Source organism: Variovorax sp. V93, from assembly GCF_041154485.1.
In the GTDB taxonomy this organism is placed as follows: Bacteria; Pseudomonadota; Gammaproteobacteria; order Burkholderiales; family Burkholderiaceae_C; genus Variovorax; species Variovorax beijingensis_A.
This window is the reverse complement of sequence record NZ_AP028669.1, coordinates 4,982,150-5,000,053: the sequence shown is the minus strand read 5'-3', so window position 1 is coordinate 5,000,053 and position 17,904 is coordinate 4,982,150. Positions and strand designations below refer to the sequence as shown.

Genomic DNA, 17,904 nt, shown 5'->3' with positions numbered 1-17,904 from the left:
TTCAGCGGGCGCGGGTGCCCATGACTGCCGCCGAAATGATGAGCAGGGCCGCCAGCGCGATGGTCCAGGTCAGCGGCCGGCCGGTCACGAGCAGCAGCAGCGCGGTCGAGCCCAGAGGCGTGAGATAGCTCAGGATGCCGATGCGCCGCGGGTCGCCGCGCTTGAGCGCCATGTCCCACACGAAGAAGGCCGCGCCGAGCGGGCCGAGGCCGCACAGCGCGAGCAGCAGCCAGTCCTTGGAGGAGAGCGCCACCTGCGCTTCGAGCACCGCATGGCAGGCCAGCGAGAGCACCCCCGAGACCAGCCCGAACAGGCCGATGGCCGAGCTTGGAAAGGCCTCGACGCGCTTCGTCCACAGCGAATAGCTGGCCCAGATGAAGGCCGAGCCCAGCGCCGGCAGGAAGCCCCAGTACCCGTGGGGCGCGCTGTTGCCGCCGCCTCGCGTGCCCAGGATCGCGACCGCCGCGCCCGCAAAGCCCAGCAGCGCCGCCACCAGGTGCAGCGGCCGCAGCGACATGCCCGGCAGCAGCACCGGCGCCAGCACCACCATGAACAGCGGCCACAGGTAGTTGACGAGGTTGGCCTCGACCGGCGGCGCGTGCCGCAGCGCGATGAACAGCAGGAAGTGAAAGCCGAACAGGCCGTAGACACCGAGGGCCAGCGTGCGCGGCGGCACGCGCCAGGCCGCGCGGTCGCGCAGCACCAGCGGCCAGCTCGGCAGGCTGCCAATGATCAGCGCGAGCCCGGTCAAGAGGAACGGCGGCAAGTGCGAGAGGGCAGTGCCGAGCGAGGCGAGCGTGGCCCAGAGCGCAATCGCGAGCAGGGCGTGGAAGGTGGGCGACATGGAGAACGAGGCTAACCCGGCCGGCCGTCGCGCAGCGCCGGTGCGTCGTCGCGCAACGACGGTGTTGCCGGTCAGCAGCGATCGAGCCGGCGCAGCGCGGCGGTGAGCGCCGAAGGCGAGCGGTAGCCCGTGCGGCGCGCGGTTTCGGCGACGCCCATGCCTTCGAGCCGCAGTTCGCGCGCATGCGCGAGCCTGAGGCCGCGCAGCCAGTGCATCGCGCTCATGCCCTGTTCCTCGCGGCAGCGCTGTGCGAGCTGGCTCGGGCTCAGGCAGGCGACGCTGGCCAGGTCGGCGACCGTGAGCGGCTCGTGCCACCGCGCCCGGGCCCAGGCCGCAAGCGCCGGCCAGTCGATGCGGCGGCGGCGCGCGTGCGGCATCGAAGAAGGCGCGGGGTTCCAGGCTTCCAGCAGCAGCGCGGGGCCCTGCTGCAACGCGAGCGCGAATTGCCGGGGCTGCTTCATGCAGTGCGCGAGATAGCGCGCGAGCGCGTGCAGCTGCGGCACGTCGGCCGGCGCGCGTTCGGCGCACCGGGCCCAGGTCGCATGCGTGGTGTCGAGCACGAGGCACATGCTGCCGCTGCCGCGCGCTTCGAAGTCGTGCCTGTCGCCCGGCGCGACCACCTGCGCCTGGCCCGCGCCGATGCCGGCACCGCGGCCTTCGACCTCGATCTCCAGCACGCCCTCGAGGCCGACCAGCACCTGGAAGTGGTCGTGCGCATGGCTGCCGCGCGAGGTGCCGTAGCTGCGCAGCGAAAGGGTGGGCGGGGCGGGCTGGCGCATGGGAGAGGGGCCATTGTCCTGCGGGGATCCCCGCCTGTCACCCCAGCCGCAGCAGCAGCGCCGAGGCCGCGCACACCAGCAGGAACGGGATGCTGATGCGATGGAACTCGCGCAGCCCGTGCGGCAACTTGGCCAGCCGCAGCGCGATCAGGTTGGCCAGCGAGCCCAGCACGCAGCCGAAGCCGCCCACGCTCACGCCGGCCGCGAGCGCGGGCAGGTCGCGCACATGGCCGTCGAGCAGGATCGCCGCCGGCACGTTGCTGATGAGCTGCGAGGCGACGATGGCGGCGAGGTAGGCGCGCCATCCTTCGGTGATGGGCCAGTGGTTCAGCAACGATTGAACCGCCGGCAGCTCGGCCAGCTGCCGCAGGTCCACGAACATCAGCGCAATGATCGCGAGCAGTGCCCAGTCGATGCCCTTCAGCACGCGCGGATAAGTCAGCAGGAACACCGCGAACACCACGCCCAGGCCCGCGAGCAGCCAGTGCCGGTCGAGCGCGACCACGAAACCGACGAACAGGACGCCCGCCAGTGCCAAAAGGCGCGGCTGCACCGGCGCGGCTTCGGTCTCGGGCTTGAGCGCGATGGGCGTGCGCGGCACCAGCAGCCAGGCCGCGGCGAAGAGCCAGAACAGCATCACGGCCACGGTCGGCAGCATCATGCCCATGAAGCCGACGAAGCTCTCGCCCGAGCGGTGCCAGAGGTAGAGGTTCTGCGGATTGCCGATGGGCGTGAGGGCCGAACCCGCATTGACGGCCAGTGCCTCGAGCACCACCAGCCGCGCGAGCGGCAGGTGCGCCTGGCTGGCGAGCACGCGCGTCAGCGGCACCAGCAGGAACAGGCTCACGTCGTTGGTCACCAGCGCGGACAGGAACGCCGCACTGGCGGTCAGCAGCAGCGCCAGGCTGCGCTGGCTGTGGGTGCGCGCGAGCAGGCGCTCGGCGGCGGCCTGCAGCATGCCGCTTTTCTCGACCCCCTGCGTGATCGCGAGCAGCCCGGCCAGCGCGCCCACGGTCTGCCAGTCGACCAAACGGAGCCAGTCCATCGGCGCACGCGGGCGCAGGAAGGCGAACAGCACCGCAACGGCGGCCAGCAGCCACAGCAGGCCGTTGCCGCCGCCTTGTTCGGAGGACGCGGCTGCCTGCGCCTGTGCTTCAGCGGCCGACGAGTTCACGCAACTCCCGCTTGAGCACCTTGCCGATCGCGCTGCGCGGCAGCTCGTCGATGAACTGCAGCCGCGCCAGGCGTTGCGTCTTGCCGAGCTGCGCATTGGCCCATTGCAGCAGCGCGTCCTCGGAAGTGCCATCGCCCGCGCGGCGCACCACGAAGGCCACCGGCGTCTCGCCCCATTGCTCAGAAGGCACGCCGACCACCGCCACGTCGGCCACGGCCGCATGGCTGCGCAGCACTGCTTCGAGATCGCTTGGATAGATGTTGAAGCCGCCGCTGATGATCATGTCCTTCTTGCGGTCGAACAGCGTGAGGAAGCCCTCGGCATCGAAGCGGCCGATGTCGCCGGTGCGGATGAAGCGCTTGCCGGCGGCGTCGAACCACTCGGCCTCGCGCGTCTTCTCGGGCTGGCGGTGGTAGCCGGTCATCATGCCGGCCGAATGGCCCACCACCTCGCCGGCCAGCTCGATGCTGGCGCGCGGGATCTCGCGGCCCTCCTCGTCGATCAGGCGGATGTCGCTGCCTTCGGCCGGCTGGCCGACGGTGTGCAGCTTGTCCGGATGCAGATGGGCTTCGAGGATGCAGGTGCCGCCGCCTTCGGTCATGCCGTAGAACTCGATCAGCCCGCCGGGCCAGCGCTTGAGCACGTCGGCCTTGAGCGCGGCGTTGAAGGGTGCGCTGGTGCTGAACTTGAAGCGGAAGGACGAGAGGTCGTGCGCGTCGAAGCGCGGATGCGCCATCAGGCGCTGGTACTGCACCGGCACCAGCATGGTGTGCGTCACGCGGCGCTGCTCGGCCAGCTGCAGGTAGCCGAGCGCGTCGAACTTGGGCATCAGCACCACGCAGCCGCCGAAGGCAATGGTCGGAAAGAACACCACCAGCGTGGTGTTCGAATAGAGCGGCGTCGACAGCAGCGTGACGGTGTCCGGGCCATAGCCGTACTTGGCGCCGCGCTGCACATGGGCCCAGCGCATGCCGTGGCCCTGCACGATGCCCTTGGGCTCGCCGGTGGTGCCCGACGAATAGATGATGTTGAAGGGCCACGAGGGCTGCGTTTCCACGGCACGCGGCTGCGTGCCTGCGGGAGCCAGCCAGCGCTCGAGGGCCTGCCCGGCGGCGGAGCCGTCGAGCGCCACGCGCGGGATGCCGTCTTCCTTCGCAGGGCCGACGACCTCGGCTGCCGACGCATCGGTGAAGAGGATGCGCGCCTCGGCATCCTCGATCATGCGGGCCAGGCTGGCCGGCGTGGAGCCGGGTGCCAGCGGCGCGACCGCGACGCCCGCGCGCAAGGCGCCGAGGAACACCGCCGCATAGTTCACCGAGGACGCCGCGCAGACCGCGATGGCATCGCCGGGCTGGAGCCCATCGCGCTGCAGGCTGGCCGCGACGCGGTCCATCAGCGCGTCGAGCGCGCCATAGTTCAGTGCCTGTTGCGTGTCCGCGAGCGCGGCATGGTCGGGCGTGTGTTGTGCGTGGAGGCGAACCAGGTCGGCGATGGCGCCGAAGCTGCGCTCCATGGCGGCTTGAATGGCAGGGTGCGTTTGCAAAATCTATCCTTCGTCTTGGCCAGACGGCAGGATAGCGAAGACGCCAGCCCGGCGGTGAGCCGCATGCGACGGGCGCGAGCCTATGCCGCGCGCAGCGTGCGGCGCGGCTGCCGCACAGGCTTGTCCCGGCGCGCCCACTCGGCCTGTTCGATCAGGCGGCCGAGTTCGGCCACGGCCGGGCTGCGCTCCCCCGCATCGCCTTCGCCGTAGGCCAGCGTGAAGTCCAGCATTGGCAGCGCGGGCAGGCCGTCGCGCTCGTCCAGCGCCGCCATGCCGGGGCGCAGGTTGTCGCGCGTGAAGGTGGCCACCGCGAGGCCGCTCAGCGCTGCCATACGCAGGTCCTGCAGGCTGTGCGAGCTGAAGGCGCCGTGCCAGGGAATGCCGGCCTGGTTCAGCGCATCGATGCTGACCTGGCGGCATACGCAGGGCGGCGGCGAATAGGCCAGCGGCAGCGAGGCGCCCTCCGTGCGCTCGAAGCCTTCGGCCGCGGCCCACACCATCGGCAGGCGCCGCAGCAGCGTGCCCTCGACCTCGCCCGAGACCGACACCACCACCGCCAGGTCGAGCTCGCGCTCGCGCACCATCGTGGCCAGGTCGAGCGTCAGGCCCACGCTCACTTCCAGCCGCACGTTGGGGCAGCTGCGCGCGAACTGTTGCAGCAGTTGCGGCAGGCCCTCGCTCATGAAGCTCTCGGGCACGCCGAAGCGCACCGTGCCTTCGATCGGCGAGCAGCGGAAGTGCCGCGCCAGCGCGTCCTGCGCCTGCAGGATGCGCTCGGCATGGCGCAGGAAGTCCTCGCCATCGGCGGTCAGGCGCAGGCGCCGCGTGGTGCGGTGGAACAGCGGGCGCCCGACCAGTTCCTCGAGCCGGCGGATCTGGTGGCTGACCGCCGATTGCGTCAGGTGCAGCTGCTCGGCGGCGCGGGTGAAGCCGTTGGCCCGGTGGACGGCGATGAAGGCCTGCAGCAGGCCGGTGTCGAAGCTCATGGCTACCTAGATTAATGAAATTACGTATTGAATGGGTAGAAATTTAATCATTTGCCTAATGAAATCGGGGTCTTGAGAATGCCTCGGACCACCTTCTTTCCCTTCAGGCCCCGATGTCCTCTTCCTCCCCCCGCCATCCCTCCCTCGCGCTGGCCGCCATCTGCCTGGCGGCTCTGATGTTCGGCCTGGAGATTTCCAGCGTGCCGATCATCCTGCCGGTGCTGGAGGCGCGGCTGCACGCCGACTTCCAGGACCTGCAATGGATCATGAACGCCTACACCATCGCCTGCACCACGGTGCTGATGGCCACCGGCACCCTGGCCGACCGCTACGGGCGGCGCCGCATGTTCGCGCTCACGGTGCTGGCCTTCGGCGTGGCCTCGCTGCTGTGCGGCCTGGCGGCCGCCACGCCGGTGCTGATTGCCGCGCGCTTCCTGCAGGGCATGGCGGGCGGCGCGATGTTCATCTGCTCCATTGCGATCCTGTCGCACCAGTTTCCGGATGGCCGGGCGCGCGGCCGTGCCTTCGCGATCTGGGGCGTGGTGGCCGGCATCGGCCTGGGCTTCGGGCCGGTGGTGGGCGGCGCGATCATTGCGCTGGCCAGCTGGCACTGGGTCTTCCTGGTGCATGCGCCGCTGGCGCTGCTCGGGCTGGCGCTGATCATGGCCGGCGTGGCGGAGTCCCGCGATCCGCTGGCCAGCCAGCAGAAGCTGGACCTGGCGGGCATCGTCACGCTGACCATCGCGGTGCTCGGGCTCACCTGGCTGATCACGCAGGGCGACAGCCTGGGCTGGACCAGCCCGGCCGCGCTGGGGCTGATGGCCGTCACCGCGGCGGGCCTCGCAGCCTTCGTCGCGGTGGAGCGCTTCCATCCGCACCCGATGTTCGACTTCTCGGTGTTCCGCATCCGCGACTTCTCGGGTGCCATCGTCGGCTGCATCGGCATGAACTGCAGCTACTGGCCGTTCATGATCTACCTGCCGCTGTATTTTTCCGCCGGCCTGGGCTACGACACGGCCACCGTGGGGCTGGCGCTGCTGGTCTACACGGTGCCTTTCCTGGTGATGCCGCCGATCGCGCAATGGCTGCTGCTGCGCTACCAGGCGCGCTTCGTGATCCCCGCCGGCCTGTTCCTGATCGGCCTGGGCTTCATGGCGATGAAGTGGGGCAGCGGCCTCGCGCACCTGGGCGGCTGGACGGTGCTGCCCGGTGCGCTCATTGCCGGCATCGGCCTGGGCCTGACCACCACGCCCGCGACCAACATGACCACCGCCTCGGTGCCCGCGCATCGCGCCGGCATGGCCTCGGGCATGGACGTCAGCGCGCGGCTCATCTCGCTGGCCATCAACATCGCGCTGATGGGCCTGGTGCTGGTGGCGGGCATCCTGGCTGCGCTGCGGGGCTCGCTGGGGACGGCGCTCGATGCGGCGCGGCTGCGCGCCCTGGCCGGGCAGCTCGCGGGCGGGGATATGGCGGGCGCGCAGCAGGCGCTGGCGACGCTGGCGGTGCCGGATGCCTCCGCTGCACTCCTGCAGGCCGCCGTGGCCCATGGCTTCGGCTGGGTCATGCTGTACGGCGGGCTCGGCGCCTGGCTGGCCGCGGCGCTCAGCCTCGCGGTGTTCGGTCGTCGTCAGGCTTCGTCCGCGCGGGACGCATCACCTCGGGCGGCCGGCGGGCACTGACGCTCGTCGGGGGGCGCTCAGACGCCGGCGGCGTGCGCCTGCTGATCCGCGTGATAGCTCGACCGCACCATCGCACCCACCGCCGCGTGGCTGAAGCCCATCTTGTAGGCCTCTTCCTCGAACATCTTGAAGGTGTCGGGATGCACGTAGCGGCGCACCGGCAGATGCGAGCCCGACGGCGACAGGTACTGGCCGATGGTCAGCATGTCGATGTCGTGCGCGCGCATGTCGCGCATCACCTGAAGGATCTCTTCGTCGGTTTCGCCCAGGCCCACCATGATGCCGCTCTTGGTCGGAACCTGCGGATGCAGCGCCTTGAACTTCTTCAGCAGGTTGAGGCTGAACTGGTAGTCGCTGCCCGGGCGCGCTTCCTTGTAGAGGCGCGGCGCGGTTTCGAGGTTGTGGTTCATCACGTCCGGCGGCGCGGCCTTGAGGATCTCGAGCGCGCGGTCGTCGCGGCCGCGGAAGTCGGGCACGAGGATCTCGATCTGCGTCATCGGCGAGAGCTCGCGGATGTTGGTGATGCAGTCGACGAAATGCTGGCTGCCGCCGTCGCGCAGGTCGTCGCGGTCGACGCTGGTGATCACCACGTACTTCAGGCGCAGCTTGGCGATGGTCTTCGCGAGGTTGAGCGGCTCGTCCTTGTCGAGCGGGTCGGGGCGGCCGTGGCCCACGTCGCAGAACGGGCAGCGGCGCGTGCACTTGTCGCCCATGATCATGAAGGTGGCGGTGCCGTTGCCGAAGCATTCGCCGATGTTCGGGCACGAGGCTTCTTCGCAGACCGTGTGCAGGTTGCTCTCGCGCAGGATCTGCTTGATCTCGTAGAAGCGCGTGGTGGGGCTGCCGGCCTTCACGCGGATCCACTCGGGCTTCTTGAGCACCTCGCCCTGCTGCACCACCTTGACGGGGATGCGCGAGAGCTTGGCCGCGGCCTTCTGCTTGGCCAGCGGGTTGTAGGTTTCGGCGCTCTGGGCGTCGCGGACGACTTCTGTGGTGCTCATTGGAGTGTCAAGGCGCCAGGTAGGTGCTGAGCTTCTGGCTCAGGACCCGGGCAGCTTCTTCCCATGTGGTTTGGACCCCGATTGTAGAAAGATCGACCGTTTGCAGCCCCGCATAGCCGCAAGGGTTGATGCGCGAGAAGGGTTCGAGGTCCATCGCGACGTTGAGCGCCACGCCGTGGTAGGTGGCGTGGCGGCTCACCTTGATGCCGAGCGCGGCGATCTTGCCGAGGCCGCGGAACGGGTCGCCGGCGGGCAGCGGGCCGGTCAGCGCGGCATGCGAAAAAGGGTCGTCGAGCCGCACGTAGATGCCCGGCGCGCCCGCCACGCGGTGGCCCGTCACCCCGAAGTGCGCCAGCGTGCGCAGCACCGATTCCTCGATGCGAAAGACGTATTCCTTCACGAAGTAGCCGGCGCGGCGCAGGTCGATCAGCGGATAGGCCACCACCTGGCCGGGGCCGTGGAAAGTGACCTGGCCGCCGCGGTCGGTCTGCACGACCGGGATGTTGCCGGGGTTCAGGATGTGGTCCTGCTTGCCGGCGAGGCCCTGCGTGAAGACCGGCGTGTGCTCGCAGACCCACAGCGCATCGAGCGTCTCGGGCAGGCGCTCGAGCGTGAACTGCTTCATCGCGCCGTAGGTGGCGGCGTAGTCGGTGGCACCGAGCCATTTCAGTTCGATGCCCGTGCGCATTGCGTGCTCGGCGCTCACTGCTTCAGAGAACGACCTTGACCATCGGATGGCTCGACAGTGCCCGGTAGAGATCGTCGAGCTGCTCGCGGCTGGTGGCGGTGACGGTGATCGTCACGCCCAGGTAGTTGCCCGCCTTGCTGTCGCGCAGCTCGACCGTGGTGGCATCGAAGACCGGATCGAAGCGTTCGGCAATCTGCGTGATGGCATGCACGAAGCCATCGGCCTTGGCGCCCATGACCTTGATCGGGAACTGCGAGGGGTACTCGATCAGCGATTCCTTGCGCGGATCGGGAACGTGAACGGTGGCGGTTTCGATGTTGTCCTTGGTGTCGGTCATGCGGGAACTCCTTGCGTTTGCGCGTTGTGCAGCTTGGCCTTCTGGTAAGCCGCATACAAGGCTTGGTAGATGGGGCCGGGGCGGCCGTTCCCAATGGGCTGGCCATCGAGCGTCACGACCGGCAGCACCTCCTTGCTGGCCGACGAAAGCAGCAGCTCGTCGGCACCGAACACTTCGCTGCGCGAGATGCGGCGCAGCGCAAACGGGATGCCGCATTCGGCGCACAGGCGTTCGAGCAGGCCGTAGCGGATGCCGGTCAGCACCAGGTTGTCCTTGGGCGGTCCGATAAGGCCGCCATCCTTGGCGATCCACACATTGCTGGACGATGCCTCGCTGAGCCATTCGTCGCGGAACATGATGGTCTCGGCCGCGCCGGCCTCGACGCTGATCTGCCGCGCCAGCACCGCGCCCAGCAGACTGGTGCTCTTGATGTGCGCCTTCTGCCAGCGGAAGTCGGCCGCGCTCACGCAGGCCACGCCCTTGGCGCGCACGGCATCGGCCACCGGCGGCAGCGGATTCACCATCACGAACACCGTCGGGCGCACGCCCCGGGTCATGGCATGATCGCGCGGCGCGACACCGCGGGTAACTTGAAAGTACACGGCCTGGGGCGCATCGCCGCCCGGCTCGACGAGCCGCATCACGATGCCGCGCCACTGGGCGAGCGTGAGTGGGTTGGCGATCTGCAGTTCGGCCAGCGAGCGATCGAGCCGTGCCATGTGTTCATCGAAGCAGAAGGGCTGGCCACCGTAGACGGGGACGACTTCATAGACGCCGTCGCCGAAGATGAAGCCGCGGTCGAGCACGCTGATGCGTGCGTCCTTGAGTGCGGTGTACTCGCCGTCGAGGTAGCAGAGCGTGGAGGGGAGTGCGGCGGTAAGAGGGTGCATGTCTGGAATTATGGTTGCGCGCGGCAGGTCGGGTTCTCGTCAGCCAACGAAGCCTCGATTTGCAAACGCGACAGCTCGGGTGGCCGGACGGGCTGGGTTTTTACTTATAATCAATGGCTTTGTAGAAATTCTGGGTCGTCATCCGGGCTTCATTCGAAATGAAAACAATCGCCCGAAAAGATGAGCAAGTCGCGGAAGACCTCGACGCAGAATACAAGCCGTTGACCGCCGATGAGGCGCGTGAACTGCGAGCAAGGCATCCCTCGATCTCCCCCTGGTGGGTCATCGCGGGGCAGTTGGTTGTCGGTCTGCTGGTGGCTTTGGCCGCCTGGGGACTGACGGGGAGGCAAAATCTGGGGTGGTCCGCCGGCTACGGCGCGATTGCGGTGGTCATTCCTGCTGCGGTGTTCGCGCGGGGCCTGACCGGCCGGTTTTCTTCCCTGAATCCGGGCACTGCGGTGGTTGGGTTCTTCCTGTGGGAAATGGTCAAGATGGCCTTGTCGATTGCGATGTTGTTCGCAGCGCCAAGGCTGATAACGGCGCTGAGCTGGCCAGCAATGCTGATCGGTTTGGTGGTGACAATGAAGGCGGCCTGGTTGGCGGTGATGTTCTCGCCCCGGCGCCGGCAACATAGAGACGAGTAACTGAATGGCTGCTGAAAACGCTGCGGAACATGGTCAGACCGCGGGTGAATACATCATTCACCACTTGACGCACCTGCAAAGCTCCAAGCCGGGCGGTGTTGCGGACTTTTCGGTTTTCAATTTCGACTCGCTCTTCTTCTCGATAGCACTGGGCATCCTGGGTTGCTGGCTGCTCTGGCTGGCGGCCCGCAAGGCTACTTCGGGCGTTCCCGGCCGTTTTCAAGCGGCCGTCGAACTGCTGGTGGAAATGGTCGACCAGCAGGCCAAGGGCATCGTCCACAACGCCACCAGCCGCAAGTTCGTGGCCCCGCTGGCGCTCACGATCTTCGTCTGGATCTTCCTGCTCAATGCAATGGACCTGTTCCCGGTCGATTTGTTCCCGGCGATCTGGGCCAAGATCTTCCACATCGCCGGCGAAGACCCGCACCATGCCTACCTGCGCGTCGTGCCCACGGCCGACCTCTCGGTGACAATGGGCATGTCGGTGGCCGTGCTGCTGGTCTGCCTCTACTACAACATCAAGATCAAGGGCCTGGGCGGCTGGGTGCACGAGCTCTTCACGGCGCCGTTCGGCAACCACTGGGCGCTGTATCCGTTCAACTTCGCGATGCAGATGATCGAGTTCATCGCCAAGACCGTCTCGCACGGCATGCGGCTGTTCGGCAACATGTACGCCGGCGAACTGATCTTCCTGCTGATCGCGCTGATGGGCGGCGCCTGGTCGCTGTCGGCCACCGGTATTGGCCTGGCCATCGGCCACATCATCGCGGGCACGGCCTGGGCCATCTTCCACATCCTGATCATCACGCTGCAGGCGTTCGTGTTCATGATGCTGGCGCTGGTCTACATCGGCCAGGCCCACGATCACCACTGATCGCACGGTTTCGTTTTCGTTTTTTGTTTTCTCTTCAACCAAAGTCCTCTAGGAGTCATCATGGAAGTTATTAGCTTTGTTGCACTGGCCGCCGGCCTGATCATCGGTCTGGGCGCTGTGGGCGCATGTATCGGCATCGGCATCATGGGCAGCAAGTACCTCGAGTCGGCCGCACGTCAGCCTGAACTCATGGGTGAACTTCAAACCAAGATGTTCCTGCTGGCTGGTCTGATCGACGCCGCTTTCATTATCGGCACCGGTATCGCCCTCTGGTTCGCAACGGCCAACCCGTTCCTGGCTCAGATCGCCAACCTGCCGAAGTAAGTCTTTCTCGTCGGACCCGTGTCGTCGTTCCCCTCTGTGGAATGGCTTCGCATTCAATCCCAAAGAGAGGGTGAAAAGTGAGCATTACCGGTACCCTGATCGTTCAGATGATCGTGTTCCTGATCCTGGTCGGGTTCACGATGAAGTTCGTGTGGCCGCCGATCGCGAAGGCGCTGGACGACCGCGCTGCGAAGATCGCCGAAGGCCTCGCTGCCGCCGACAAGGCCAAGTCCGAACTCTCCGCCGCCAACAAGCGCGTGGAAGCCGAACTGGGCCAGGCACGCAACGAGTCCGCACAGCGTCTTGCCGACGCCGAACGTCGCGCCCAGGCCATCGTTGAAGAGGCCAAGGCCCGCGCGACCGAGGAAGGCAACAAGATCGTTGCAGCCGCACGCGTCGAAGCCGACCAGCAGGCACTGAAGGCGCGCGAAGCGCTGCGCGAGCAAGTCGCGGCCCTGGCCGTCAAGGGCGCAGAGCAGATCCTGCGCAAGGAAGTGAATGCAGGCGTTCACGCCGATTTGCTCGCCCGCCTGCAGACCGAACTCTGATAGAAGCCATGGCAGAACTCGCCACCATTGCACGCCCCTACGCCGAGGCGCTCTTCAAGGCCTCGTCGTCCGACGTTGCCGGCACCAGCGCCTGGCTCGAAAAGATGGCCGTCATCGCGGCCAGTCCGGAGCTCCAGCAGTTCGCCGACAACCCCAAGGCCACGGCCGAGCAGGTTCTCGGCGTGGTCGCCGGCGCCTTCGGTGCGCCGCTGCCCGCCCATGCCCAGAACTTCCTGGGTGCGCTCCTCGACAACGGGCGCTTCTCGGTGCTGCCGGAAATTGCGAAGCAGTTCCGGGCACTGGCCAACGCGAAGAGCGGTTCGTCCGACGCCGTGGTCTACAGCGCCTTCCCGATCGACGCCTCGGCCCTGGCCAATGTGGCGGCCGCGCTCGAAAAGCGCTTCGGCCGCAAGCTGCAGGTCACGGTCCAGCAGGAGCCGGAGCTGATCGGCGGCATTCGTGTGGTGGTCGGCGACGAGGTGCTCGACACCTCCGTCAAAGCGCGCCTTGAACAAATGAAAGTTGCGCTGGCGGCCTGACGGTCTTCAGCCCTCTACTTGTAGCCTCAAAGAAAGAAGGAAAGAGTCATGCAACTCAATCCCGCAGAAATTTCCGAACTGATCAAGAGCCGCATCGAGGGCCTCGGAGTCAGCGCGAACATCCGCAACGAGGGCACCGTGGTTTCGGTGACCGACGGCATCGTGCGCGTGCACGGCCTGTCCGATGCAATGCAGGGCGAAATGCTCGAGTTCCCGCCCACGGCCGACGGCACGCCGTCGTTCGGCCTGGCGCTGAACCTCGAGCGCGACTCGGTCGGCGCCGTGATTCTGGGCGAGTACGAGCACATCTCCGAAGGCGACACCGTCAAGTGCACGGGCCGCATCCTGGAAGTGCCCGTCGGCCCCGAACTCATCGGCCGCGTGGTGAACGCCCTCGGCCAGCCGATCGACGGCAAGGGCCCGATCAATGCCAAGATGACCGACGTGATCGAGAAGGTCGCACCGGGCGTGATCGCCCGCAAGTCGGTCGACCAGCCGATGCAGACCGGCCTCAAGTCGATCGACTCGATGGTGCCGATCGGCCGCGGCCAGCGCGAGCTGATCATCGGCGACCGCCAGACCGGCAAGACGGCCGTGGCGATCGACGCGATCATCAACCAGAAGGGTCAGAACATGACCTGCGTCTACGTTGCGATCGGCCAGAAGGCTTCGTCGATCAAGAACGTGGTGCGCGCACTCGAACAAGCCGGCGCGATGGACTACACCATCGTGGTGGCCGCATCGGCCTCCGAATCGGCCGCCATGCAGTACGTGTCGGCCTACTCGGGCTGCACCATGGGCGAATACTTCCGCGACCGCGGCGAAGACGCGCTCATCGTCTATGACGACCTCTCCAAGCAGGCCGTGGCCTACCGCCAGGTCTCGCTGCTGCTGCGCCGCCCGCCGGGCCGCGAAGCCTACCCCGGCGACGTGTTCTATCTCCACAGCCGCCTGCTCGAGCGCGCAGCCCGCGTGAACGCCGACTACGTCGAAGCCTTCACCAAGGGTGAAGTCAAGGGCAAGACCGGTTCGCTCACCGCGCTGCCGATCATCGAAACGCAGGCCGGCGACGTGTCCGCCTTCGTTCCGACCAACGTGATCTCGATCACCGACGGCCAGATCTTCCTGGAAACCAACCTGTTCAACGCCGGTATCCGCCCCGCCATCAACGCCGGTATCTCGGTGTCGCGCGTGGGTTCGTCGGCGCAGACCAAGGTCATCAAGGGACTGTCGGGCGGTATCCGTACCGACCTGGCCCAGTACCGCGAGCTGGCTGCGTTCGCGCAGTTCGCCTCCGACCTGGACGAAGCCACCCGCAAGCAGCTCGACCGCGGTGCCCGCGTGACCGAACTGCTCAAGCAGGCCCAGTACAGCCCGCTGCCGATCTCGCTGATGGGCGCCACGCTGTTCGCGGTGAACAAGGGCTTCATGGACGACCTGGACATCAAGAAGGTGCTGCCGTTCGAACACGGGCTGCACCAGTTCCTGAAGTCCAGCCATGCTGCGCTGCTCGACAAGATCGAAAAGGCCAAGGCACTCGACAAGGACGCCGAAGCCGAGCTGACCGCCGCCATCACGTCGTTCAAGAAGTCGTTCGCCTGATCGGCCGGACAAGGAGCACTCATGGCAGCTGGTAAGGAAATCCGCGGCAAGATCAAATCGGTGGAAAACACCAAGAAGATCACCAAGGCCATGGAAATGGTCTCGGTTTCCAAGATGCGCAAGGCGCAAGAGCGCATGCGTGCCGCCCGCCCCTACAGCGAAAAGATCCGCAACATCGCGGCCAACCTGGGCAAGGCGAATCCCGAGTACACGCACGCGTTCATGAAGAAGAACGAGGCCAAGGCCATCGGCTTCATCATCGTCACGAGCGACAAGGGCCTGTGCGGCGGCTTGAACACCAACCTGCTGCGCGCCGTGACGGCCAAGCTGCGGGAAGCGCAGAGCGCGGGCATCGCGATCGAGTCGGTGGCCATCGGCAGCAAGGGCCTGGGCTTCCTGAACCGCATCGGTGCGCGCGTGGTGGCCCATGTCACCCACCTGGGCGACACGCCTCACCTGGACAAGCTCATCGGCCCGGTCAAGACGCTGCTCGACGCCTATGCGGAAGGCAAGCTGTCGGCCGTGTACCTGTGCTACACGAAGTTCATCAACACGATCAAGCAGGAGCCGCTCGTCGAGCAGCTGCTGCCGCTGGCCGCAGACTCGCTGCAGGTCGAGGCCGGCCAGCATTCGTGGGACTACATCTACGAGCCCGATGCGCAGAGCGTGATCGACGAGCTGCTGGTGCGCTATGTGGAGTCGCTGGTCTACCAGGCCGTGGCCGAGAACATGGCGTCCGAGCACTCCGCCCGGATGGTCGCAATGAAGGCGGCGACGGACAACGCCGGCAATGTGATCAACGAGCTCAAGCTGGTCTACAACAAGACCCGCCAGGCAGGCATCACCAAGGAGCTTTCGGAAATCGTGTCCGGCGCCGCTGCGGCTGCCGGTGTTTGATTGCGGCAATGGACCGGGCCACATTGCCATTCGCGCTTCGCACTGCGAACCGATAACCGAAGGCCTTTTTCTGGGGACTCTGCACAAATGAAGAAACTTCTCGTTCTGGTGGCCATGGCCGCCGCCCTGACTGCCTGCTCCAAGAAGGAAGAGGCGCCTGCTGCACCGCCGGCACCTGCCGCTGCACCGGCGCCCGCTCCCGCGGCGCCTGCCGCTCCGGCGGCACCGGCCGCGCCCGCAGCCGCCGCTCCCACGGCATCGGCCGCGGACCTGCCGCAGGAGTGCAACGACTACCTGGCCAAGGCCCAGGCGTGCGTGTCGGCGCAAAGCGGCGCTGCCGCCGATGCGATGAAGGCGAGCGTCGAGCAGACCAAGGCGGCATGGGCTTCGATGGGCACCGACAAGGCCGCGCTGGGCCAGGCCTGCAAGGCTGCCAGCGATGCCTTCGCCGCACAGGCCGCGGCCATGAAGTGCTGATCGGAAGTATCTGAAGAAACCAAGGGTGCCGGCCCGTCCGGCATTCTTGCAAAAGCGGCCCGCGATGGCACAAGGACGCTTCTGCAAGAACCTGTCGCAACATTATTGAGATCCAGAAGGAAACGCCATGGCTGAAGGAAAAATTGTCCAATGTATCGGCGCCGTGGTCGACGTGGAGTTCCCGCGTGACCAGATGCCCAAGGTCTATGACGCCTTGAAATTCGAAGGCGGCGGACTGACCCTCGAAGTCCAGCAGCAGCTCGGCGACGGCGTGGTGCGCACCATTGCACTCGGCTCGTCCGACGGCCTGCGCCGCGGCCTGATCGTGACCAACACCGGCGCGCCCATCACGGTGCCGGTCGGCAAGGCCACGCTCGGCCGCATCATGGACGTGCTCGGCCGTCCGATCGACGAGCGCGGCGACGTGAGCCAGGACCTCACCGCATCGATCCACCGCAAGGCCCCCGCATACGACGAGCTGTCGCCTTCGCAGGACCTGCTGGAAACCGGCATCAAGGTGATCGACCTGGTGTGCCCGTTCGCCAAGGGCGGCAAGGTGGGCCTGTTCGGCGGCGCCGGCGTGGGCAAGACCGTGAACATGATGGAACTCATCAACAACATCGCCAAGGCTCACTCGGGCCTGTCGGTGTTCGCCGGTGTGGGTGAACGTACCCGCGAAGGCAACGACTTCTATCACGAGATGGCCGACTCCGGCGTCGTGAACCTCGAGAAGCTCGAGGACTCGAAGGTGGCCATGGTCTACGGCCAGATGAACGAGCCCCCGGGCAACCGCCTGCGCGTGGCGCTGACCGGCCTGACCATCGCCGAGTCGTTCCGCGACGAAGGCCGCGACGTGCTGTTCTTCGTGGACAACATCTACCGCTACACGCTGGCCGGTACCGAAGTGTCGGCCCTGCTGGGCCGCATGCCTTCCGCCGTGGGCTACCAGCCGACGCTGGCCGAGGAAATGGGCCGCCTGCAGGAGCGGATCACGTCGACCAAGGTTGGCTCGATCACCTCGATCCAGGCCGTGTACGTGCCGGCCGACGACTTGACCGACCCGTCGCCCGCCACCACCTTCGCCCACCTGGACTCCACCGTGGTGCTGTCGCGCGACATCGCTTCGCTCGGTATCTACCCCGCCGTGGACCCTCTCGATTCGACCTCGCGCCAGCTCGACCCGAACGTGGTCGGCGAAGAGCACTACAACGTGGCCCGCGCCGTGCAAGGCACGCTGCAGCGCTACAAGGAACTGCGCGACATCATCGCGATCCTGGGCATGGACGAACTGGCACCGGAAGACAAGCTGGCCGTGGCCCGCGCCCGCAAGATCCAGCGCTTCCTGTCGCAGCCGTTCCACGTGGCCGAAGTGTTCACGGGTTCGCCCGGCAAGTACGTGCCGCTGGCCGAAACCATCCGCGGTTTCAAGATGATCGTGAACGGCGAAGCCGACCACCTGCCGGAACAGGCGTTCTACATGGTGGGCAGCATCGACGAAGCGTTCGAGAAGGCCAAGAAGGTCGCTTAAAAAGGAATCACCATGGCAGGCACCATTCATGTGGACGTGGTCAGCGCGGAAGAGTCGATCTTCTCGGGCGAAGCCAAGTTCGTCGCGCTGCCCGGTGAAGCCGGTGAGCTCGGCATCTACCCGCGCCACACCCCGCTGATCACGCGCATCCGTCCGGGTGCGGTGCGCATCGAAACGGCCGACGGCGGCGAGGAATTCGTCTTCGTGGCCGGCGGCATTCTCGAAGTGCAGCCCAACGCCGTCACCGTGCTGTCCGACACCGCGATCCGCGGCAAGGACCTCGACGACGAGAAGGCCAACCTGGCCAAGGCCGCCGCCGAGGAAGCGCTCAAGAACGCCAAGAGCGACATCGACATCGCGATGGCGCAGTCGGAACTGGCCGTGATGGCTGCGCAGATCGCTGCGCTGCGCAAGTACCGCCAGAAGAAGTAAGCAGGAGCGCAGAAAAGCTCTTCACGAAAAAGCCGCCTCCGGGCGGCTTTTTTGCGTCCGGCGCTCCTGCAAAAGCCCAACTTTGGTTTGAACATGGTCGAAGTTCGGCCTTGTC

Annotated in this window: 20 protein-coding genes; 11 read left to right on the top strand and 9 right to left on the bottom strand. The window is 66.7% G+C overall.

The annotated features are described in order from the left end of the window. Position 1 precedes the first annotated feature (1 nt). From ACAM54_RS23705 to ACAM54_RS23685, 5 genes are all read right to left on the bottom strand, one after another. Complete coding sequence (locus ACAM54_RS23705) at positions 2 to 844, bottom strand: DMT family transporter (RefSeq protein ID WP_369649128.1); 843 nt, start codon at positions 842 to 844, stop codon at positions 2 to 4. Between the two features lie 71 nt (positions 845 to 915). Continuing rightward, positions 916 to 1,623: an AraC family transcriptional regulator gene (locus ACAM54_RS23700; RefSeq protein WP_369649127.1), complete on the bottom strand. Its 708-nt coding sequence runs from the start codon at positions 1,621 to 1,623 to the stop codon at positions 916 to 918. Between the two features lie 37 nt (positions 1,624 to 1,660). Further along, the gene (locus ACAM54_RS23695; RefSeq protein WP_369649126.1) at positions 1,661 to 2,797 is read right to left on the bottom strand and encodes an SLC13 family permease; all 1,137 of its coding nucleotides are present in this window, start codon (positions 2,795 to 2,797) and stop codon (positions 1,661 to 1,663) included. After that, complete coding sequence (locus tag ACAM54_RS23690; RefSeq protein WP_369649125.1) at positions 2,778 to 4,310, bottom strand: class I adenylate-forming enzyme family protein; 1,533 nt, start codon at positions 4,308 to 4,310, stop codon at positions 2,778 to 2,780. Before ACAM54_RS23690 ends, ACAM54_RS23695 begins: the two co-directional genes overlap by 20 nt. 110 nt (positions 4,311 to 4,420) lie before the next feature. Beyond that, positions 4,421 to 5,326, bottom strand: a complete 906-nt coding sequence (locus tag ACAM54_RS23685; protein WP_369649124.1) for a LysR family transcriptional regulator — start codon at positions 5,324 to 5,326, stop codon at positions 4,421 to 4,423. Between the two features lie 113 nt (positions 5,327 to 5,439). On the opposite strand from ACAM54_RS23685, the gene ACAM54_RS23680 reads away from it, so the two are divergent. Then, the gene (locus ACAM54_RS23680) at positions 5,440 to 7,008 is read left to right on the top strand and encodes an MFS transporter (RefSeq protein WP_369649123.1); all 1,569 of its coding nucleotides are present in this window, start codon (positions 5,440 to 5,442) and stop codon (positions 7,006 to 7,008) included. Between the two features lie 17 nt (positions 7,009 to 7,025). On the opposite strand, the gene lipA is transcribed toward ACAM54_RS23680, so the two are convergent. From lipA to ACAM54_RS23660, 4 genes are read right to left on the bottom strand one after another with little or no spacing between them, the layout of a single operon-like run. Further along, a complete protein-coding gene (lipA, locus tag ACAM54_RS23675) occupies positions 7,026 to 8,009 on the bottom strand; it encodes a lipoyl synthase (protein WP_062364250.1) in 984 nt (327 codons plus the stop codon). A gap of 7 nt (positions 8,010 to 8,016) precedes the next feature. Continuing rightward, a complete protein-coding gene (gene lipB, locus ACAM54_RS23670) occupies positions 8,017 to 8,697 on the bottom strand; it encodes a lipoyl(octanoyl) transferase LipB (RefSeq protein WP_369649122.1) in 681 nt (226 codons plus the stop codon). 22 nt (positions 8,698 to 8,719) lie between these two features. Next, complete coding sequence (locus ACAM54_RS23665; protein ID WP_369649121.1) at positions 8,720 to 9,034, bottom strand: YbeD family protein; 315 nt, start codon at positions 9,032 to 9,034, stop codon at positions 8,720 to 8,722. After that, positions 9,031 to 9,924 carry a D-amino acid aminotransferase gene (locus ACAM54_RS23660; protein ID WP_369649120.1) on the bottom strand — a complete coding sequence of 298 codons (894 nt, stop codon included), beginning with the start codon at positions 9,922 to 9,924 and terminating at the stop codon, positions 9,031 to 9,033. Before ACAM54_RS23660 ends, ACAM54_RS23665 begins: the two co-directional genes overlap by 4 nt. A 158-nt stretch (positions 9,925 to 10,082) precedes the next feature. Here ACAM54_RS23660 and ACAM54_RS23655 point away from each other — a divergent pair, with 158 nt between their 5' ends. From ACAM54_RS23655 to ACAM54_RS23610, 10 genes are all read left to right on the top strand, one after another. Beyond that, on the top strand, positions 10,083 to 10,568 hold the full coding sequence (locus tag ACAM54_RS23655; protein ID WP_015867635.1) for an ATP synthase subunit I: 486 nt from the start codon (positions 10,083 to 10,085) through the stop codon (positions 10,566 to 10,568). Between the two features lie 4 nt (positions 10,569 to 10,572). Then, positions 10,573 to 11,442 carry a F0F1 ATP synthase subunit A gene (gene atpB, locus ACAM54_RS23650; RefSeq protein WP_145739640.1) on the top strand — a complete coding sequence of 290 codons (870 nt, stop codon included), beginning with the start codon at positions 10,573 to 10,575 and terminating at the stop codon, positions 11,440 to 11,442. 57 nt (positions 11,443 to 11,499) lie between these two features. After that, positions 11,500 to 11,766, top strand: coding sequence for a F0F1 ATP synthase subunit C (gene atpE, locus ACAM54_RS23645; RefSeq protein WP_172672154.1), 267 nt, complete (start codon positions 11,500 to 11,502; stop codon positions 11,764 to 11,766). Between the two features lie 77 nt (positions 11,767 to 11,843). Beyond that, the gene (locus ACAM54_RS23640; RefSeq protein ID WP_007830193.1) at positions 11,844 to 12,314 is read left to right on the top strand and encodes a F0F1 ATP synthase subunit B; all 471 of its coding nucleotides are present in this window, start codon (positions 11,844 to 11,846) and stop codon (positions 12,312 to 12,314) included. Between the two features lie 8 nt (positions 12,315 to 12,322). Continuing rightward, the gene (locus tag ACAM54_RS23635) at positions 12,323 to 12,853 is read left to right on the top strand and encodes a F0F1 ATP synthase subunit delta (protein WP_145739641.1); all 531 of its coding nucleotides are present in this window, start codon (positions 12,323 to 12,325) and stop codon (positions 12,851 to 12,853) included. Between the two features lie 48 nt (positions 12,854 to 12,901). Beyond that, complete coding sequence (gene atpA / locus ACAM54_RS23630; protein WP_145739643.1) at positions 12,902 to 14,455, top strand: F0F1 ATP synthase subunit alpha; 1,554 nt, start codon at positions 12,902 to 12,904, stop codon at positions 14,453 to 14,455. A gap of 21 nt (positions 14,456 to 14,476) precedes the next feature. Beyond that, positions 14,477 to 15,352 carry a F0F1 ATP synthase subunit gamma gene (atpG, locus tag ACAM54_RS23625; RefSeq protein ID WP_145739645.1) on the top strand — a complete coding sequence of 292 codons (876 nt, stop codon included), beginning with the start codon at positions 14,477 to 14,479 and terminating at the stop codon, positions 15,350 to 15,352. Positions 15,353 to 15,439: 87 nt separating this feature from the next. Next, positions 15,440 to 15,829 carry a hypothetical protein gene (locus ACAM54_RS23620; protein WP_145739647.1) on the top strand — a complete coding sequence of 130 codons (390 nt, stop codon included), beginning with the start codon at positions 15,440 to 15,442 and terminating at the stop codon, positions 15,827 to 15,829. A 127-nt stretch (positions 15,830 to 15,956) separates the two neighbouring features. Continuing rightward, positions 15,957 to 17,357, top strand: coding sequence for a F0F1 ATP synthase subunit beta (gene atpD, locus ACAM54_RS23615; RefSeq protein ID WP_124958922.1), 1,401 nt, complete (start codon positions 15,957 to 15,959; stop codon positions 17,355 to 17,357). A gap of 12 nt (positions 17,358 to 17,369) precedes the next feature. Continuing rightward, positions 17,370 to 17,789, top strand: coding sequence for a F0F1 ATP synthase subunit epsilon (locus ACAM54_RS23610; RefSeq protein ID WP_145739649.1), 420 nt, complete (start codon positions 17,370 to 17,372; stop codon positions 17,787 to 17,789). The last annotated feature ends 115 nt before the right edge of the window (positions 17,790 to 17,904 follow it).

Bases quoted from the DNA above. Each gene is read 5' to 3' on its own strand.
- atpB (WP_145739640.1), top strand. From the start codon at position 10,573: ATGGCTGCTGAAAACGCTGCGGAACATGGTCAGACCGCGGGTGAATAC.
- ACAM54_RS23665 (WP_369649121.1), bottom strand. From the start codon at position 9,034: ATGACCGACACCAAGGACAACATCGAAACCGCCACCGTTCACGTTCCC.
- ACAM54_RS23685 (WP_369649124.1), bottom strand. From the start codon at position 5,326: ATGAGCTTCGACACCGGCCTGCTGCAGGCCTTCATCGCCGTCCACCGG.
- lipB (WP_369649122.1), bottom strand. From the start codon at position 8,697: ATGCGCACGGGCATCGAACTGAAATGGCTCGGTGCCACCGACTACGCC.
- ACAM54_RS23610 (WP_145739649.1), top strand. From the start codon at position 17,370: ATGGCAGGCACCATTCATGTGGACGTGGTCAGCGCGGAAGAGTCGATC.
- ACAM54_RS23660 (WP_369649120.1), bottom strand. From the start codon at position 9,924: ATGCACCCTCTTACCGCCGCACTCCCCTCCACGCTCTGCTACCTCGAC.
- atpA (WP_145739643.1), top strand. From the start codon at position 12,902: ATGCAACTCAATCCCGCAGAAATTTCCGAACTGATCAAGAGCCGCATC.
- ACAM54_RS23690 (WP_369649125.1), bottom strand. From the start codon at position 4,310: ATGGAGCGCAGCTTCGGCGCCATCGCCGACCTGGTTCGCCTCCACGCA.
- ACAM54_RS23635 (WP_145739641.1), top strand. From the start codon at position 12,323: ATGGCAGAACTCGCCACCATTGCACGCCCCTACGCCGAGGCGCTCTTC.
- ACAM54_RS23655 (WP_015867635.1), top strand. From the start codon at position 10,083: ATGAAAACAATCGCCCGAAAAGATGAGCAAGTCGCGGAAGACCTCGAC.
- ACAM54_RS23700 (WP_369649127.1), bottom strand. From the start codon at position 1,623: ATGCGCCAGCCCGCCCCGCCCACCCTTTCGCTGCGCAGCTACGGCACC.
- ACAM54_RS23620 (WP_145739647.1), top strand. From the start codon at position 15,440: ATGAAGAAACTTCTCGTTCTGGTGGCCATGGCCGCCGCCCTGACTGCC.
- ACAM54_RS23705 (WP_369649128.1), bottom strand. From the start codon at position 844: ATGTCGCCCACCTTCCACGCCCTGCTCGCGATTGCGCTCTGGGCCACG.
- ACAM54_RS23680 (WP_369649123.1), top strand. From the start codon at position 5,440: ATGTCCTCTTCCTCCCCCCGCCATCCCTCCCTCGCGCTGGCCGCCATC.
- atpD (WP_124958922.1), top strand. From the start codon at position 15,957: ATGGCTGAAGGAAAAATTGTCCAATGTATCGGCGCCGTGGTCGACGTG.
- atpG (WP_145739645.1), top strand. From the start codon at position 14,477: ATGGCAGCTGGTAAGGAAATCCGCGGCAAGATCAAATCGGTGGAAAAC.
- lipA (WP_062364250.1), bottom strand. From the start codon at position 8,009: ATGAGCACCACAGAAGTCGTCCGCGACGCCCAGAGCGCCGAAACCTAC.